The organism is Enterobacter cloacae complex sp. 677-3DZ2D5B (assembly GCF_004136695.1).
Classification (GTDB): domain Bacteria; phylum Pseudomonadota; class Gammaproteobacteria; order Enterobacterales; family Enterobacteriaceae; genus Enterobacter; species Enterobacter hormaechei_C.
Map to the genome: position 1 here is coordinate 377,625 of NZ_QFLS01000005.1, position 17,740 is coordinate 395,364.

At 57.6% G+C, this 17,740-nt stretch carries 14 protein-coding genes; 6 read left to right on the forward strand and 8 right to left on the reverse strand.

What is annotated here, in order from left to right:
• Positions 1-13 precede the first annotated feature (13 nt).
• Complete coding sequence (gene tkt / locus DD597_RS09110; protein WP_109949126.1) at positions 14-2,002, forward strand: transketolase; 1,989 nt, start codon at positions 14-16, stop codon at positions 2,000-2,002.
• Positions 2,003-2,061: 59 nt separating this feature from the next.
• Here tkt and DD597_RS09115 read toward each other — a convergent pair whose 3' ends face one another.
• The 3 genes from DD597_RS09115 to aegA form a co-directional block, all read right to left on the reverse strand.
• Complete coding sequence (locus DD597_RS09115) at positions 2,062-3,105, reverse strand: DUF1176 domain-containing protein (RefSeq protein WP_109949127.1); 1,044 nt, start codon at positions 3,103-3,105, stop codon at positions 2,062-2,064.
• Between the two features lie 106 nt (positions 3,106-3,211).
• Entirely contained in the window at positions 3,212-3,805 is a 594-nt protein-coding gene (gene nudK / locus DD597_RS09120) for a GDP-mannose pyrophosphatase NudK (protein WP_129256106.1), read from the reverse strand.
• Between the two features lie 67 nt (positions 3,806-3,872).
• Positions 3,873-5,849, reverse strand: coding sequence for a formate-dependent uric acid utilization protein AegA (aegA, locus tag DD597_RS09125; RefSeq protein WP_129256107.1), 1,977 nt, complete (start codon positions 5,847-5,849; stop codon positions 3,873-3,875).
• A gap of 152 nt (positions 5,850-6,001) precedes the next feature.
• Here aegA and narQ point away from each other — a divergent pair, with 152 nt between their 5' ends.
• Entirely contained in the window at positions 6,002-7,696 is a 1,695-nt protein-coding gene (gene narQ, locus DD597_RS09130; protein ID WP_129256108.1) for a nitrate/nitrite two-component system sensor histidine kinase NarQ, read from the forward strand.
• A 141-nt stretch (positions 7,697-7,837) separates the two neighbouring features.
• The gene (gene acrD, locus DD597_RS09135) at positions 7,838-10,951 is read left to right on the forward strand and encodes a multidrug efflux RND transporter permease AcrD (protein ID WP_109949130.1); all 3,114 of its coding nucleotides are present in this window, start codon (positions 7,838-7,840) and stop codon (positions 10,949-10,951) included.
• Positions 10,952-11,061: 110 nt separating this feature from the next.
• On the opposite strand, the gene ypfM is transcribed toward acrD, so the two are convergent.
• The gene (ypfM, locus tag DD597_RS09140; protein WP_015572204.1) at positions 11,062-11,121 is read right to left on the reverse strand and encodes a protein YpfM; all 60 of its coding nucleotides are present in this window, start codon (positions 11,119-11,121) and stop codon (positions 11,062-11,064) included.
• Positions 11,122-11,508: 387 nt separating this feature from the next.
• Here ypfM and DD597_RS09145 point away from each other — a divergent pair, with 387 nt between their 5' ends.
• Genes DD597_RS09145 through DD597_RS09155 form a run of 3 tightly spaced genes read left to right on the forward strand, consistent with a single transcriptional unit; the run spans position 11,509 to position 13,218 of the window.
• Positions 11,509-11,865, forward strand: a complete 357-nt coding sequence (locus DD597_RS09145; protein ID WP_015572203.1) for an ArsC family reductase — start codon at positions 11,509-11,511, stop codon at positions 11,863-11,865.
• A gap of 3 nt (positions 11,866-11,868) precedes the next feature.
• Positions 11,869-12,996: a succinyl-diaminopimelate desuccinylase gene (gene dapE / locus DD597_RS09150; protein ID WP_003863566.1), complete on the forward strand. Its 1,128-nt coding sequence runs from the start codon at positions 11,869-11,871 to the stop codon at positions 12,994-12,996.
• A gap of 24 nt (positions 12,997-13,020) precedes the next feature.
• Entirely contained in the window at positions 13,021-13,218 is a 198-nt protein-coding gene (locus DD597_RS09155) for a YpfN family protein (RefSeq protein WP_000383991.1), read from the forward strand.
• A gap of 38 nt (positions 13,219-13,256) precedes the next feature.
• Here the strand turns inward: DD597_RS09155 and ypfH are convergent, their stop codons facing one another.
• The 4 genes from ypfH to purC form a co-directional block, all read right to left on the reverse strand.
• Complete coding sequence (ypfH, locus tag DD597_RS09160; RefSeq protein ID WP_045330450.1) at positions 13,257-13,952, reverse strand: esterase; 696 nt, start codon at positions 13,950-13,952, stop codon at positions 13,257-13,259.
• 73 nt (positions 13,953-14,025) lie between these two features.
• On the reverse strand, positions 14,026-15,972 hold the full coding sequence (locus tag DD597_RS09165; RefSeq protein ID WP_129256109.1) for a tRNA(Met) cytidine acetyltransferase TmcA: 1,947 nt from the start codon (positions 15,970-15,972) through the stop codon (positions 14,026-14,028).
• The gene (locus tag DD597_RS09170; protein ID WP_001303362.1) at positions 15,972-16,841 is read right to left on the reverse strand and encodes a neutral zinc metallopeptidase; all 870 of its coding nucleotides are present in this window, start codon (positions 16,839-16,841) and stop codon (positions 15,972-15,974) included. The genes DD597_RS09165 and DD597_RS09170 overlap by 1 nt, the downstream gene beginning before the upstream one ends.
• A gap of 120 nt (positions 16,842-16,961) precedes the next feature.
• Positions 16,962-17,675, reverse strand: a complete 714-nt coding sequence (gene purC, locus DD597_RS09175) for a phosphoribosylaminoimidazolesuccinocarboxamide synthase (RefSeq protein ID WP_115469910.1) — start codon at positions 17,673-17,675, stop codon at positions 16,962-16,964.
• Between the last annotated feature and the right edge of the window lie 65 nt (positions 17,676-17,740).

Here is a 17,740-nt window from a genome sequence, read left to right on the forward strand (position 1 = left end):
CACGGAGTGAACTATGTCCCGTAAAGAGCTCGCCAACGCCATTCGCGCCCTCAGCATGGATGCCGTACAAAAAGCCAATTCCGGCCACCCTGGCGCCCCCATGGGTATGGCTGATATTGCCGAAGTGCTGTGGAACGACTTCCTCAAGCACAACCCGACCGATCCGACCTGGTACGATCGCGACCGTTTTATTCTCTCCAACGGTCACGCATCGATGCTGCTCTACAGCCTGCTGCACCTCTCCGGCTACGATCTGCCGCTTGAGGAGTTAAAAAACTTCCGCCAGCTGCACTCCAAAACGCCGGGCCACCCGGAGATCGGCTATACGCCGGGTGTTGAAACCACTACCGGCCCGCTGGGCCAGGGGCTGGCGAATGCCGTCGGCCTGGCGATTGCAGAGCGTACGCTGGCCGCGCAGTTCAACCAGCCCGACCACGAGATTGTCGATCACTACACCTATGTCTTTATGGGTGATGGCTGCCTGATGGAGGGGATCTCCCACGAGGTCTGCTCGCTGGCGGGCACCCTGGGCCTGGGCAAGCTGATTGGCTTCTACGATCACAACGGTATCTCCATTGACGGGGAAACCGAGGGCTGGTTTACCGACGACACGGCAAAACGCTTTGAAGCCTATCACTGGCACGTGGTGCACGAGATCGACGGTCACGATCCTGAGGCGGTGAAAAAAGCGATTCAGGAAGCGCAGAGCGTGAAGGACAAACCGTCCCTGATCATCTGCCGCACCACCATCGGCTTCGGCTCGCCGAACAAAGCGGGCAAAGAAGAGGCGCACGGCGCGGCGCTGGGTGAAGAGGAAGTGGCGCTGACCCGCCAGAAACTGGGCTGGAAACACCCGGCCTTTGAGATCCCAAAAGAGATCTACAAGGCCTGGGATGCTCGCGAAACAGGTGAAAAAGCGCAGCAGGCCTGGAACGAGAAGTTTGCCGCTTACAAAAAAGCGTATCCGGATCTGGCGGCTGAGTTTACCCGCCGCATGAGCGGCGGCCTGCCGGAAAACTGGGAAGAGAAAACCCAGGCGCTGATTGAAAACCTGCAATCCAACCCGGCGAAAATTGCCACCCGTAAGGCATCACAAAACACCCTAAACGCAATTGGCCCAATCCTGCCCGAACTGCTGGGCGGATCGGCGGATCTGGCGCCAAGTAACCTTACCATCTGGTCCGGCTCTAAATCCCTGAAGGAGGACATTGCCGGGAACTACATCCACTACGGCGTGCGCGAGTTCGGGATGACCGCCATTGCCAACGGCATCGCCCACCATGGCGGCTTCGTGCCGTACACCGCTACCTTCCTGATGTTTGTCGAATATGCCCGTAACGCGGCGCGTATGGCGGCTCTGATGAAGGCGCGGCAAATCATGGTGTACACCCACGACTCCATCGGACTGGGTGAAGATGGGCCGACGCACCAGGCGGTAGAGCAGCTGGCGAGCCTGCGCCTGACGCCAAACTTCAGTACCTGGCGTCCGTGCGATCAGGTTGAAGCGGCAGTGGGCTGGAAGCTGGCCGTAGAGCGTCATAACGGACCCACGGCGCTGATCCTGTCGCGCCAGAACCTGGCGCAGATCGAGCGCACGCCGGAGCAGGTGAAAAATATCGCCCGCGGCGGGTACATCCTGAAAGACAGCGGCGGCAAGCCAGACGTGATCCTGATTGCCACCGGTTCAGAGGTGGAAATCACGGTAAAAGCGGCGGAGAAACTAACCGCCGAGGGTCACGCGGTGCGCGTGGTTTCCCTGCCTTCAACGGATATCTTTGATGCCCAGGATGAGGCGTACCGCGAATCGGTGCTGCCTTCAAACGTCGCGGCGCGCGTGGCGGTTGAAGCTGGCATTGCCGACTACTGGTACAAATATGTGGGTCTGAAAGGGGCGATTGTCGGCATGAAGGGTTACGGTGAATCCGCCCCGGCCGATAAGCTGTTCCCGTACTTCGGCTTTACCGTTGAGAACGTAGTGGAGAAGGCGCTGAGCGTGCTGTAGTGCGATCTGCGTTGCCGGGTGGCGGCTGCGCCTGACCCGGCCTACAAATCGGCAAAACCCTACCTTGTGATCCACAGCGTGGGCCAGGCATCTGGCCCATTCCAGTTATCACAGCTTGGCTCTTCCGCGTAGCGTACCAGACGGAAGCGCTGGCCGTTAAAACGCCAGCGGGTCTGGATCCCACAGTCGCCAATCCCGCGTCCCAGCGCCAGCGTGGTCAGCTCGCGCGTTTTTTCATCGAAGCTGGCATTCATCAGCTCCATGTCGCTACTCTGGCTGGAAGGGGTAAACGGCAGACGCAATCTCACGCTCCTGGCCGCAAACGGTTTTTTACGCGACACCAGCCACGCCAGGTCGACGGTGTTGTACGCCCCCGCCTCACAGCTGATGATCATCAGCGCTTTGTCATCGGTCAGCGCGGTCACGCGCACCTCACGCCGGTTCGGATCGAGAGAGCACTGGCTGTGGTTCATGCGCCAGTTACCGTAATCCAGCAGATCGTTCAATTCGTTATGCGTCAGCGGCGTTGGCGTGGGGTTCACCACCGCCACCTTTTTTAATGCCGGCGCAGGCGGCACGCTCAGCGGTGGACTATCCCCTTTTTTAATCCATGCCGTTTCACTTCCGACGCGCTTTTGCTGGGCATCGATAAACAGCAGCGCCGCTTTCAGCCCAGCCAGAGAGATTGTCTGCTTCCCCCCGCGCAGAGTCAGCGCCTGATCTTCCTGAATGGTCTTCAGAAACGTGGTGATGGTGCCCGTATCGTCTGTTTTAAGATGCCAGGGGGTTAACTGCCAGTGTTGCGACGTGAGTTTAAGCGGCACATTGTCGAGCAGCAGGCGCGGGGCGATGTCAGGCTCTTTCACCGGAGGCACCGAAAGCCCACCGAGATCAATGCGCAGGCTGGCGTCCGTTTTTGCCCCCGCACTGCGGCTCAGCGACATGACCAGACCGCGATGCTCGCCAGTGTTGCGCGCTACGCAGAAGTTCTGGTTATTGCAGGTCACCTGCCAGTCTGAAAAAGACTGCTGCGCAGGCGCAGCCCACACCCGAGGCGCGGGAAGCACGCAAATGAAGAAGAGAAGAAAAACGCAGTAGCGCATGAACGGCACAGCCCCGGAAACGAATAGGTCAATCTGGGGCGTATCTTCGTGCCCTGGGCGGGCTGGCTCAATCGGATTTATCGGATAGATTTATCTGAAATACAACTTATCGCGCTTCCGCCGCGGCATTCATCAGCCCGCTGGTTTGCAGATATTGCAACAGGATCACCGCTTTACCGTCGCGGATCTCGCCGCGTTTCACCATGTCGACAGCCTGCGCGAAAGGCATTTCCAGCACTTCAATGTCTTCGTCGTCCACGCCACCGCCCCGGTGCGTGCGCTGGGCATCGGTATATTCCGCAATGAAGAAGTGGATCAGCTCGGTAACCCCGCCAGGGGACATAAACAGCTCAAAGACTTTCTGCACCGTCCCCACCTCAAAACCCGTCTCTTCAATGGCTTCTTTGCGGATACACACTTCCGGCTCATCGTCGTCCAGCAGACCTGCACAGGTTTCAATCAGACGTCCGTCCGCGTTGCCATTGACCCATGTCGCGATGCGAAACTGGCGGATCAGCACTACGCTTTGCTTTTCACGGTTATACAGCAGAATGGTTGCACCATTGCCCCGGTCGTAGACTTCGCGTTTATGGCGAATGACGTCCCCGTTCTTACGGGTGAGATCGTAAGTGATGTTACGCAGGACAAAGTAATTTTCAGAAAGGATTTTGTCTTTAATAACGCTAATGTTCGGGGACATACGGGCTCCACGGCAAAATGAGTCTGTTTATACTACGCCGTGAAGCCCGCTTTGTCGCCCGTCTGCGTTAATGCATGTTGCGCGGCGGCACGCCAAGCCAGTCCATGATCCCCTGCGCGGCATGGCGCCCTTCCGCCATCGCGGTGACCACCAGATCCGCACCGCGTACCGCATCACCGCCAGCAAAAATCTGCGGATTCGAGGTCTGGTAGCGATAACGGCTCTCCACGGAGGCCCTGATGCGCCCCCAGTCGTCGGTGTCGACGCCCTGCGCCTGAAGCCACGGCATGGCGTGCGGATTAAACCCAAACGCCATGATCACCGCATCCGCTGGCATGACAAACTCACTGCCCGCCACCGGGACAGGACGACGCCGCCCCTGCGCATCCGGCTCGCCCAGACGGGTGCGCAGCATCCGGATACCGTTGACCTTCCCGTCGGTATCCAGCGTGAGCTCAACCGGCTGGACATTAAATTCAAAGGCCGCGCCCTCTTCTTTCGCGTTTTTAACCTCTTTCTTTGAGCCCGGCATGTTGGCCTCGTCCCGCCGATAGGCGCAGGTGACTTTCGCCGCGCCATGTCGCAGCGCGGTGCGCACGCAGTCCATCGCCGTATCGCCCCCGCCCAGCACCACCACGTTTAACCCCTGCGTGTCGATAAACGGCTCGTCTGCGGCAGGGTCAAGGCCCATCACGTTCCTCGTGTTCGCCACTAAAAACGGCAGCGCGTCGTACACGCCCGGCGCGTCTTCGTGAGGGATACCCGCTTTCATGGAACGATAGGTCCCTACGCCGATGAACAGGGCATCGTAGTCGTTTTGCAGTTGGGCCATCGATACGTCTTTTCCCACCTCGCAGTTCAGCTCGAAGCGGATGCCCATCGCGCTGAATATCTCTCTGCGCCGCGCTAACAGGGATTTATCCAGCTTGAAGGCCGGAATACCAAAGGTCAGCAATCCGCCGATTTCCGGATGGCGATCGTAGACCGTCACACCGACGCCGCTGCGCACCAGTACGTCGGCGCAGGCCAGCCCTGCCGGACCGGCACCGATGATGGCGACGCGCTTACCGACCGGCTTAACGTGGCTGACGTCCGGCGTCCAGCCCATCGCCAGCGCCCGATCCGAGATATACCGTTCGATATTCCCGATGGTTACCGCCCCTGACGCATCCCGCAGGGTGCAGGCGCCTTCACATAATCGATCCTGTGGACAGACGCGGCCGGTAATTTCCGGTAAACAGTTAGTCTGGTGAGAAAGCTCAGCCGCACCGATGATATCCCCCGCCCCGATCCGCTCAATCCACTGTGGAATATGGTTATGCAGCGGGCAGGTCCACTCGCAAATGCTGTGGTCGCCACATTTCAGGCACCGGGATGCTTCGCGCTGCGCCTGTTCCGGGCGAAACGGCAGGTAGATCTCGTTAAAATGACCTGCGCGCGCGTCGGGGCTGAGCTTATCCGGCTCACCGCGCGCCGGGGTGTTTTGCATCTGTTGCCGTTTGGTTTGCGGAGGGACTGACTGAACCGCCTCGCTGTGCCACGGCAGCGCGTCCAGCCTTGCGCTGCGCTGTCGGCGCTGCTTAACCAGCTTATCCAGCACGGCTGGGGTGGCAAGCGTAAGCACCTCTGCCGGGCAGTTTTCAACGCAGGCCGGGCCTTGCGGCCTTTCCAGGCAGAGGTCGCATTTGTGCGCCGAGGCCTTTACGCTGTCGTTTTCCAGCGGGGCGATCAGCATGTCCATCGTGCCAAACGGACAGGCCACCACGCAGGCTTTACAGCCAATGCATTTTTGTTGATTGACCTGTACGCTGTCGCTGTGTTGCGTGATGGCTCCGTTCGGGCAGCTTTGCGCGCAGGGCGCGTTTTCACAGTGGTGGCAGGTCACGGGGCTTTTTCGCAAGCCTGAGGTAAGGACCGTAATGCGGGGATGAAAATGGCGCTCGCTCAGCGCGTGCTGCTCCCCGTTGTGCGCCATCACACAGGCAACTTCGCAGGTGCGACAACCGATACACTGTTGAGCGTTGGCCATAATAAAACGATTCATAACAACACCTGTTTTTGGTTCAATAACCTTATTCTTTCTATTGTTATCGTATTTACCCACAGCGGCATGGCGACGCAATGTTCAAATGCCCTGGAAGGCGAACTATTTCCAGTGAACCTGTGGCAGATCAATTTAATTCAGGAAGCCGATGAGTGACCGTTAAACGCCCCGTATCGGGAAGCCTGGCTCGGGCTTTCTTTTCGATGATTGTCTTGTCCGTTCTGATCAGCGCCATTGCGCTGGTTACGCTCGCCAGCAGCCAGCGCGACGCCGAGGCGATTAACATTGCCGGTTCGCTGCGTATGCAGAGCTACCGCCTGGGCTACGAGTTGCAGCGCGCCAGCCCGTCGCTGGCGGAGCACCGTGCGTTCTGGCAGAAAACGCTGAGCGCGCCTGCGTTGCAGAAGCTAAACCGCTGGTACGTGCCAGAGGACGTCAAACAGCGTTACCAGCAGTTGCACCTTGGCTGGCAGGAGATGGACACGCGAATCGCCAGCGGCGATACCGGGTGGTATCAGAGCCACATTGAGGATTTTGTGGGCCGGATAGATGCCTTTGTGCTGGCGCTACAGCACTACACCGAACATAAAATTCAGCTGGTGATTTTCATGTCGCTGACGGGCGGCCTGGGCATCCTGCTGCTGGCGGTGGTGACCCTGCGGCGCATCCGCCGTCAGGTTGTGCTGCCGCTGAATAATCTGGTGGCGGCGAGCGAACGTATCGAACAGGGGCAGTTCGACACCCCCGCACCGGATATTATGCTTCCCAACGAGCTGGGCCAGCTTTCCCGCGCCTTCAACCATATGTCGGCGGAATTACACACCCTGTACCGTTCCCTGGAGCACTCCGTTGCCGAAAAAACCCGCCACCTGAATGAAGCGCATCAGCAGCTTGAAATGCTGTTCAAATGCTCACAGGCGTTGAATACCGGGCAGATAGACAGCCACTGCTTCCGGCATATTTTGCAGATTGTGCATGACTATACGCAGATGAATTACCTGCAATTGCGCACCAGTGACGACTGGCAGCTTTACGAAGGACAGGAGTCCCCGGGCGAGAAAATGCACAATTTACCGGTGTTAATGCAGGACACCCTGTACGGCGAACTGCGCTGGCAAAGCGCGACCGGGGATGTTCCGCTGCCGCTCATGGAAAGCGTGGCGACGATGCTGGGCCGGGGGCTCTATTTCAATCAGGCGCAGAAACATTATCAGCAGTTGCTGCTGATGGAAGAGCGCGCCACCATCGCGCGCGAGTTGCATGATTCGCTGGCGCAGGTGCTCTCCTATTTGCGTATTCAGCTTACGCTGCTGAAGCATGCCGTGCCGGGCGACAATGCCCCGGCGCAGACCATCATTACGGACTTCTCCCGCGAGCTGAATAACGCCTGGCATCAGCTACGCGAGCTGCTCACCACCTTCCGCCTGACGCTCAATCACGCCAATCTTCCTGCCGCGCTACAGGAGTCTCTTGACGGGTTGCAAAGCCAGACCAGCGCGAAGTTGGTGCTCGACTGCCGTCTCTCATCACTGGCGCTGGACGCGCAAAAACAGGTGCACCTCTTACAGATTGTGCGTGAGGCAGTGCTGAATGCGATTAAACATGCCGATGCGAGCGAGATTGTGGTCAGCTGCGTCACCATCGCGGACGGCACTCACACGGTCACGATCCGCGACAACGGTATTGGTATCGGCGACGCCAGTGAACCGCCGGGGCATTACGGGCTGAATATCATGCGCGAACGCGCGGGACGGCTCGGCGGAACATTACACTTTTCTCAGCCGCCACAGGGCGGGACACAGGTCAGCGTGACGTTCCGGACACCTGCGGCGCAGGCTGAAAAATAGCGGGAAAGAAGGCGCGCTGAAAAAAGCGCATGATAATTTACATTATCTCCTTTATTTCTCCACGTTTGACCTGGGCCTTACCGCTAAAGTTAGGCGGGCAATAAACAATAATGACGTGCAGCAAAACGAGGTCACACTTTAATGGCGAATTTTTTCATCGATCGCCCCATTTTTGCCTGGGTGCTTGCAATCCTGTTGTGTCTGACGGGTGTCCTGGCGATTACTTCCCTTCCTGTTGAGCAATACCCCGACCTCGCGCCCCCCAACGTGCGTATCACGGCGAACTATCCTGGCGCCTCGGCACAGACGCTGGAAAATACCGTCACGCAGGTTATCGAGCAGAACATGACGGGTCTTGATAACCTGATGTACATGTCCTCGCAGAGCAGTGCCACGGGCCAGGCGACGGTAACCCTGAGCTTTACGGCGGGCACGGATCCGGATGAAGCGGTGCAGCAGGTGCAAAACCAGCTGCAATCGGCCCTGCGTAAACTGCCTCAGGCGGTGCAGAACCAGGGGGTGACCGTGCGTAAAACCGGTGACACCAATATTTTGACCATCGCGTTTGTTTCAACCGATGGCTCGATGGATAAGCAGGACATCGCGGACTACGTCGCCAGTAATATTCAGGACCCGCTCAGCCGTATCAACGGCGTGGGGGATATCGACGCCTACGGCTCGCAGTACTCCATGCGTATCTGGCTGGATCCCAACAAGCTGAACAGCGTGCAGATGACCGCCAAAGATGTCACCGACGCTATCGAATCGCAGAACGCCCAGATTGCCGTGGGGCAGCTCGGCGGTACGCCGTCCGTGGATAACCAGGCGCTTAATGCCACCATCAACTCCCAGTCGCTGCTCCAGACGCCTGAACAGTTCCGCGATATTACTCTGCGCGTGAATCAGGACGGTTCGGAAGTGCGTCTGGGGGATGTCGCCACCGTGGAAATGGGGGCGGAAAAATATGACTACCTGAGTCGCTTTAACGGCAATGCCGCGTCCGGACTGGGGGTAAAACTGGCCTCCGGCGCCAACGAAATGGCGACCGCGCAGCGGGTGTTAGAGCGTCTGGATGAACTGTCGCATTACTTCCCGCACGGACTGGAGTACAAAGTCGCCTACGAAACCACCTCATTCGTAAAAGCCTCCATCGAAGATGTGGTGAAAACCCTGCTCGAAGCTATCGCGCTGGTGTTCCTCGTGATGTACCTGTTCCTGCAAAACTTCCGCGCCACGCTGATCCCCACCATTGCGGTGCCGGTGGTGCTGCTGGGAACCTTTGCGGTGCTGTATGCCTTCGGTTACAGCATCAACACCCTGACCATGTTCGCCATGGTGCTGGCCATCGGCCTGCTGGTGGATGATGCCATCGTGGTGGTGGAAAACGTCGAGCGCATTATGAGCGAGGAAGGGCTTTCGCCCCGCGAGGCCACGCGCAAATCGATGGGACAAATTCAGGGCGCGCTGGTCGGTATCGCCATGGTGCTGTCGGCGGTATTTATCCCGATGGCATTTTTTGGCGGCACCACGGGCGCGATTTATCGCCAGTTCTCGATCACCATCGTCTCTGCAATGGTGCTCTCCGTACTCGTGGCAATGATCCTTACCCCTGCCCTGTGCGCGACGCTGCTCAAACCGCTGCATAAGGGCGAACACCACGGTCAAAAAGGCTTCTTCGGCTGGTTTAACCGCATGTTTAACCGCAATGCGGCGCGCTATGAAGCGGGCGTGGGTAAAGTACTGCACCGCAGCGTGCGCTGGATGGTGGTTTATGTCCTGCTGCTCGGCGGCATGGTCTTCCTGTTCCTGCGGCTGCCAACCTCGTTCCTGCCGCTGGAAGATCGCGGCATGTTTATTACCTCCGTACAGTTACCGAGCGGCTCGACCCAGCAGCAGACCCTGAAAGTGGTGCAGAAGGTTGAGAACTACTTCCATACGCAGGAGAAAGATAACGTGGTCTCCGTCTTCTCCACCGTCGGCTCTGGCCCCGGCGGTAACGGGCAGAACGTGGCGCGTATGTTTGTGCGCCTGAAAGACTGGGACCAGCGCGACAGCGATACCGGCTCCTCCTTTGCCATCATTGAGCGTGCAACCAAAGCGTTCAACAAAATCAAGGAAGCGCGCGTTTTCGCCAGCAGCCCGCCCGCCATCAGCGGCCTGGGCAGCTCAGCCGGGTTTGATATGGAGCTTCAGGATCACGCGGGTGCCGGGCATGACGCGTTGATGGCTGCTCGCGATAAACTGCTCGAGCTGGCCGGGAAAGATCCGCAGCTTACCCGCGTTCGTCATAACGGTCTGGATGACAGCCCTCAGCTACAGGTGGATATTGACCAGCGTAAAGCGCAGGCGCTGGGCGTCTCCATCGACGACATTAACGACACCCTGCAAACGGCATGGGGCTCAAGCTACGTAAATGACTTTATGGATCGCGGCCGCGTGAAGAAGGTCTACGTTCAGTCTGCCGCCAAATACCGCATGCTGCCGGACGATATCAACCGCTGGTATGTGCGCAATAACACCGGCGGCATGGTGCCGTTCTCGGCGTTTGCGACGTCACGCTGGGAGACCGGTTCGCCGCGTCTGGAGCGTTACAACGGCTATTCGGCGCTGGAGATTGTCGGTGAAGCCGCGCCGGGCGTCAGTACCGGTACCGCAATGGACATTATGGAAAAACTGGTTCAGCAGTTACCGACCGGCTTTGGCCTGGAGTGGACGGCGATGTCCTACCAGGAACGGCTTTCCGGCGCTCAGGCGCCTGCCCTGTATGCTCTTTCGCTGCTGGTGGTATTCCTCTGCCTGGCGGCGCTGTATGAAAGCTGGTCAGTGCCGTTCTCGGTGATGCTGGTGGTGCCTCTCGGGGTCATCGGCGCGCTGCTGGCAACCTGGATGCGCGGCCTGGAAAATGATGTCTATTTCCAGGTCGGACTCCTCACCGTGATCGGATTGTCGGCAAAAAACGCCATTCTGATCGTCGAATTTGCCAATGAGATGAATGCCAAAGGTCACGAACTGATGGCCGCCACGCTGCACGCCTGTCGTCAGCGCCTGCGTCCGATCCTGATGACCTCTCTGGCGTTTGTGTTTGGCGTCCTGCCGATGGCCACCAGCTCCGGCGCAGGCTCCAGCAGCCAGCACGCAGTGGGTACGGGCGTTATGGGGGGAATGATATCCGCGACGATACTGGCTATCTATTTCGTACCGCTGTTCTTTGTGCTGATACGTCGTCGTTTCCCGCTGAAGGATAAGCCGGAATAACCCGTTGAAATAAAAAAAGGCGGCTTTACAGGCCGCCTTTTTATTGTGTGATTCTTTCACACTATGGTTATTTTAGTTAATTAAGTGCTCTTGCATTTCTTACCGGAAATTCATTTACGAAGCATGCCTTCGATAAAATCTTTCCAGTTCCCCAGTTCACGTTCAATCATAACAACCTCTCTTATTATTATGCGCATTCTACGAAAACGTATCATCATTGTGAAGCCACTTTAACCGATTGCTGTGATTGAGCCCTGCTGTACTGGTAGGTTTAGGATCACTATGAGCGTTGCCGGTTAAATTTTATGTGACCTACAGCAATATTTTGAAATAGTCGGAAAAATGACAGCATTTTTAATTTCCCCCTGAGTTTATTGGCAATTTAAACAGGGTGGACAACTATGCTTAAAAGATGAAAGACTATTCAGCTTACAGCTGTTCGTTGAATTATGGAGAATTGTAAATCCCGAAAAATTCCGAATGTGTTATATTCCACTCAAGGATATATCTTCGAAAATATTGAACATTAAATCCACAAAAGAACAAAAGGATTCACTATGGTTGTGATGTACGGCATTAAGAATTGCGACACGATTAAAAAAGCCCGCCGCTGGCTGGAAGCACACAACATCGACTATCGCTTCCACGATTACCGTGCCGACGGGCTTGACCCCGCGTTTCTCCATTCCGCCATCAACGAACTGGGATGGGAAGCGCTGCTGAATACCCGCGGGACCACCTGGCGAAAACTGGATGAATCTCTCCGGGCCACGATCAACGACGCCGACAGCGCAGCCAAATTGATGCTTGAAATGCCGGCAATCATCAAACGCCCATTGCTCTGCAAGCCAGGTCAGCCTATGCTGCTGGGTTTCAGTGAAACCCTTTATTCAGATTTATTCGTTGAGGTGTAGTCTATGTCATGCCCGGTCATTGAGCTGACTCAGCAGCTTATTCGCCGTCCTTCCCTTAGCCCGGACGACGCAGGTTGTCAGGCATTAATGATTGAGCGCCTGCGTGCCATCGGTTTTACCGTGGAGCACATGGATTTTGGCGATACGCAGAACTTCTGGGCATGGCGCGGTCAGGGGGAGACGCTGGCGTTTGCCGGACATACTGACGTAGTTCCCGCGGGCGACGCAGACCGCTGGATCAACCCGCCTTTTGAGCCGACCATCCGCGACGGCATGCTTTTCGGACGCGGCGCTGCGGACATGAAAGGTTCCCTGGCTGCGATGGTCGTGGCGGCAGAGCGTTTCGTCGCCCAGCATCCGAACCATAAAAACCGTCTTGCGTTTTTGATTACCTCCGACGAAGAAGCCAGCGCCCATAACGGCACCGTGAAGGTCGTTGAGGCGCTGATGGCGCGCAATGAACGTCTGGACTACTGTCTGGTGGGCGAACCGTCCAGCACCGAAGTGGTGGGCGATGTTGTGAAAAATGGCCGCCGTGGATCCCTGACCTGCAATTTGACTATTCATGGCGTGCAGGGCCACGTTGCCTATCCGCACCTGGCGGATAACCCGGTACACCGCGCCGCGCCGATGCTGAACGAACTTGTGAGCATTGAATGGGATAAAGGCAATGAATTTTTCCCGCCAACCAGCATGCAGATAGCCAACATCAAGGCTGGCACCGGCAGCAACAACGTCATTCCCGGCGATCTCTTCGTCCAGTTTAACTTCCGCTTCAGCACCGAACTGACTGACGAGATGATCAAAGCGCGAGTGATTGCGCTGCTCGAGAAATATCAGCTGCGCTATACCCTCGACTGGTGGCTGTCTGGCCAGCCGTTCCTGACGCAGCGCGGTAAACTGGTGGATGCGGTAGTGAACGCCATTGCGCACTATAATGAAATTAAGCCACAACTGCTGACAACGGGCGGCACGTCTGACGGACGCTTTATCGCCCGCATGGGCGCACAGGTTGTCGAACTGGGTCCGGTTAACGCGACGATTCACAAAATCAATGAATGCGTGAACGCTGCCGATTTACAACTGCTGGCCCGCATGTATCAACGTATTATGGAGCAACTCGTCGCCTGACGGGTGCTTAAAGAGGATTAGCGAATGGACTGGCTTTCAAAGTACTGGTGGATTCTGGTGTTGGTATTTCTGGTAGGCGTGCTGCTTAACGTGATTAAAGATCTCAAGCGCGTTGACCACAAAAAGTTCCTTGCCAACAAACCGGATCTTCCGCCGCACCGTGATTTTAACGACAAGTGGGACGATGAAGACGACTGGCCGAAGAAGGACCAGAAGAAGTAATCGCTCTGTTTCCCCTCTCCCTAAGGAGAGGGGACACCTCACATAAACTCGACGATATCATCGTCATTCGGCTTCGCGCCGCTGAGCGCTTCATCAAAGTAGTGCTTCGGTACGGTATAACGCAGATGATCGAGCGCGAACTGCATGCTGCGATCGTCAATGGCATGCCCCAGATCGTCTACAATATCCAGCGTCACATCTCCACCCTCGCGCATCAGCGTCTCCTGGGCAGCTACTGCATGCGAAAGCTCAATTACCCGGTCTTCCCCCCCATGAATGAGATGGATCGTGGTCTGCGTGGTCGCGCTTTGCGGTAACGTCGCAAAACGCCCGTTAAAGGCAATCACGCGGGACACCAGTCCGGGCTGCGCTTTTACGCTTTCCAGCGACATGATTGAGCCCTGAGAGAAGCCAATCAGCGCCGTTGCGTCGGCGCCTACGCCGCTCTGCTGCTGCCAGTAACGCACGGTATCGATAAAGGCTGGCATAACGGCATCAATACGCGCCTGACGATTCTCCTCCGTCACGCCCTCGACGGAAAACCACTGCCGACCGTCCGGACCGCACGGCTCCACGCCGCCGATGCTGACGATCAGCGCGTGTGGGAAAACGGGTGCAAACCAGCTGCCAATCTGTCCCATATTGACGGCATTGTCGCCCACGCCATGAAACAGAAGCAGGAGCTGTTTAGCAGGCGTATCCGGGCTTTGCACAACAAAATGGTCATGTTTCATGGCGATCTCCTTAATTGATAAGCAGGATTTTACGCCTCTGCGGGGTAATGACCATGCCACTTTACTGAAGAAGTCATTGAAAAAATTGCCATTGCAAAATGTCGGCTTTCAGCTGCTGGCTACGGGAGTAATCAAGCCTTTCAAGCGCGCGTGCGGTTTCCTCGCGTAGCTTCGCCAGCAACGCTTTGCGCCCGAAATCGTGCGTATTCCCTTCCATTTTCCCGCGCAGCGCCGGGAGTGGGATGTCCACGGCTAACACCAATCGCGTTAGCGCCGCAACCGAGGTTGAAAACGCCCGGTGAGCAAAGGCAAACCCCGCCAGCTCCAGCCAGTCATCACTATTAAGGGTAGCTTCCCATGCATCCGTCACCGGGATCTTTTCGCCATTCCAGGCCGACAGGACGCGCATATCACGACATAAACGCTGATGCGCCTGTTCGCAGAGCTGATGCCCCGCCTCGCTCAGCGGCAGCAACGCCATCGCCGTATAGCACCCGCTGGTGGCTTCCCGGTGGCTGCCCATCCGCACCAGCACAAACCCGCACTGCCGCCAGAAACGCCACAGCTCGTCGGTATAGCCAAAGCTGACCGAGAGATAATCTTCTCCGCTGGCACTGCGGATCAGCCGCTGGCCGATGCCTTCCCGCTGGCGATGGGGATGAACCGCAATGCGGCTGACGCGTCGGCCTTTCAGCGTCGCCGCGAGCGGCGAACCGCCGTGCGCCGCCAGCGACTGCGCCACCAGATTTCCACGCGGCCGACGAAACCCCGCCCATACTGCGCGGCTAAGTTCAGGGGGTAATCCCCCCTCCTCCACCAGCCAGAGCGCGCCCGCGATCTCCGCGCCCGCCTGAGCAACAGCAAAGTGCTGGCCGGGGGCGTCCATCATCCGGCGTAAATCGAGGGGGGACGTTCGGTAGTGCGCGGCACACAGCAGTTCATACACGCCTGCCCCGCGCGCCGGATCGTTCTCCCATATCCCGGGCTCCAGCGACGTTAAACGTACCTCCCCTGCCGGTTTGCGATCGATAAGCGCATCGTCGAACAGCAGCGCGTTCGCCACTATCCGCTCAAGGGGGCATCCGGCAGCCCAGCGAACTGGCGTGGATAAGGTATAACGCCGCAGCCCGCTGAACCGGGCGCAGAACTTCAGCAGGAATCCCCTGCCCGTGCCTTCATAACCCTGCACCGTGGTGGTCAGCAACACGCGGGGAAAGCGCGACACCAGCTTCTCCAGCAGCGGGCCGGGGATGGCGGCTGCCTCATCGACAATCAGCCAGTCAGCTTCTGTGGTGGAGGCCAGCAGCGCATCCGGGGCCATAAAGTGAAAATGTTCCCCGGCGAAACGCGCGATGACATCCGTCGCCCCTTTTGCCGGTGCCGTCACTACTGCACTCCCCTGAATGCCGCTCAGCAACATGCCCGCCAGGGCGGACTTTCCCCGTCCACGCGGCGCCGTCACGGCGGCCACGCCCGCAGGCATGGTCAGAAGAGCGTCGAGGATTTCAGCCTGCTCGCGCTGCGGTTCACCGCTGGCGGGCTGCCAGGCGGGTAAATCTGGCGCAACGGGAAGGCACAGAGGACGATGTTGATGCCAGACGATGGCATCTGAATCGGCGGCAAGCATCCGGCAAAAGTGGTGAACAAAGTGCGGGGTGGCGATCGGCTCTGCGCTGTCGCTCCAGCGCAGAGAATCCCTGTCGGGCCTGTCAGCCCAGACGGAGAACGGCGGCACCAGCAGCACCAGAAGGCTTCCGGCGCGCAGGGTCCCGCTGAGGGCGGCGAAGGCCGAGACGTCAAACCCGTCTCGCGCGTCAAAAACGGCGTGCAGGTATTCACGTCCCAGCAGGCCGCTGATGGCCTTAGAGGGGTTTTCCTCCAGCCACAGCCAGTCTCCTGGTAACGTATCGCGCAGATGGGTCGCCTGGCTCAACGTCCACGCTTCATCGCCGCTGAGCACCACCAGCCGGCGGTGCCCGGTACGCTGAAGCTGGTTAACCAGCTGTTCAAACCCCAACATCACATAGCTTTGCCGAAGGTATTACACTGCGACGGGTTGCCGCTGTCGAAGCCACGCTTAAACCAGCTGTAGCGCTGCTCTGAGGTGCCATGGGTAAAGCTGTCCGGCACAACGCGCCCCTGGCTCTGCTGCTGCAAGCGATCGTCACCAATCGCCTGTGCGGCATTCAGGGCCTCTTCCAGATCGCCTGTTTCCAGCACGCCCTGCTGCTGCATGCTGTGTCCCCAGACGCCAGCGAAGCAGTCGGCCTGAAGCTCCATGCGTACGGACAGACGATTCACCTCCGCCTGAGACGCATTCTGCTGCATCTGACGCACTTTAGGCTCAATGCCGAGGAGCTTCTGCACATGGTGGCCGACTTCATGCGCGATCACGTAGCCCTGGGCAAAATCGCCGTCGGCGCCCAGCTTGCTTTTCATGTCGTCATAGAAGGAGAGATCGATATAGACGGTGCTGTCCGCCGGGCAGTAGAACGGCCCCATAACGGACTGCCCGGTGCCACAGCCGGTGCGGGTTGCGCCCCGGTACATCACCAGTTTTGGCGGCTGATAAGTCCGCCCCATTTTCTCGAACTGCTGACCCCAGGTATCTTCGGTCGTCGCGAGAATAACGGAAGTAAATTTCGCCGCTTCATCTTCATTCGGGCTGATGGAGCGCTGAGAATACTGCTGCTGTTGCCCGGTTTCACCGGTCATCAAACCGGTCAGGTCGACACCGTAGTAGCCCGCCACCAGCACGACGACCAGCAGAATAATGCCGCCCTTGCCGCTGGGTAACCGGAAACCTGGCCCGCCCATAGACGGACCACCGCCACCACTGCTGCGTCTGTCTTCTACGTTGTCACTTTCACGACGCCCTTGCCAGCGCATAAACACCTCGAACTATTCCATTTATAATAGCTATGATCGTAGGCGGTTAATGAAAGGATTACCATAGTAAACAAGGATAAGACGCCAAAGGATGCCCACATCCTTTGGCAAATGCGCAGTTTAGTCGAGCTTAACGCCTAAACGGTGAGCAACCGCTTCGTACGCTTCGACCACGCCACCCAGACTCTGGCGGAAACGGTCTTTGTCCATTTTATCCAGCGTCTCTTTGTCCCACAGGCGGCTGCCGTCCGGAGAGAATTCGTCGCCCAGCATCACTTCGCCTTTGTACAGACCGAACTCCAGCTTGAAGTCGACCAGGATCAGGCCCGCGTCATCAAACAGCTTTTTCAGCACGTCGTTGGCTTTGTAGGTCAGTTCCTGCATGCGCGCCAGGTTCTCTTTGCTTACCCAGCCGAAGGTTTCACAGTAGGATTCGTTGACCATCGGGTCATGCATGGCGTCGTTTTTCAGGAACAGATCGAACAGCGGTGGATTCAGTTCGATACCTTCTTCAATGCCCAGACGCTTCACCAGGGAGCCTGCGGCACGGTTACGGATCACGCACTCAACCGGCACCATATCCAGTTTTTTTACCAGACATTCCGTATCGGACAACAACGCTTCCATCTGAGTCGGGATACCGGCTTCGGCCAGTTTGGTCATAATGAAGTGGTTGAACTTGTTGTTCACCATGCCCTTACGATCGAACTGCTCAATGCGTGCGCCGTCTCCTGCTGACGTATCATTGCGGAATTCGAGCACCAACAGATCCGGGTTTTCCGTGCTGTATACGGTTTTCGCTTTGCCACGATACAACTCAGCTTGCTTCTGCATCTTCATTACTCCTGGTGTGATGATTTGTATTCAAAACTGGCCATATTATGCCACGCACACGTTTG

Coding starts and splice junctions, on each gene's coding strand:
- DD597_RS09145 (WP_015572203.1), top strand. CDS start 11,509: ATGGTTGTGATGTACGGCATTAAGAATTGCGACACGATTAAAAAAGCC.
- DD597_RS09115 (WP_109949127.1), bottom strand. CDS start 3,105: ATGCGCTACTGCGTTTTTCTTCTCTTCTTCATTTGCGTGCTTCCCGCG.
- DD597_RS09155 (WP_000383991.1), top strand. CDS start 13,021: ATGGACTGGCTTTCAAAGTACTGGTGGATTCTGGTGTTGGTATTTCTG.
- DD597_RS09170 (WP_001303362.1), bottom strand. CDS start 16,841: ATGCGCTGGCAAGGGCGTCGTGAAAGTGACAACGTAGAAGACAGACGC.
- acrD (WP_109949130.1), top strand. CDS start 7,838: ATGGCGAATTTTTTCATCGATCGCCCCATTTTTGCCTGGGTGCTTGCA.
- ypfH (WP_045330450.1), bottom strand. CDS start 13,952: ATGAAACATGACCATTTTGTTGTGCAAAGCCCGGATACGCCTGCTAAA.
- aegA (WP_129256107.1), bottom strand. CDS start 5,849: ATGAATCGTTTTATTATGGCCAACGCTCAACAGTGTATCGGTTGTCGC.
- tkt (WP_109949126.1), top strand. CDS start 14: ATGTCCCGTAAAGAGCTCGCCAACGCCATTCGCGCCCTCAGCATGGAT.
- purC (WP_115469910.1), bottom strand. CDS start 17,675: ATGCAGAAGCAAGCTGAGTTGTATCGTGGCAAAGCGAAAACCGTATAC.
- nudK (WP_129256106.1), bottom strand. CDS start 3,805: ATGTCCCCGAACATTAGCGTTATTAAAGACAAAATCCTTTCTGAAAAT.
- DD597_RS09165 (WP_129256109.1), bottom strand. CDS start 15,972: ATGTTGGGGTTTGAACAGCTGGTTAACCAGCTTCAGCGTACCGGGCAC.
- dapE (WP_003863566.1), top strand. CDS start 11,869: ATGTCATGCCCGGTCATTGAGCTGACTCAGCAGCTTATTCGCCGTCCT.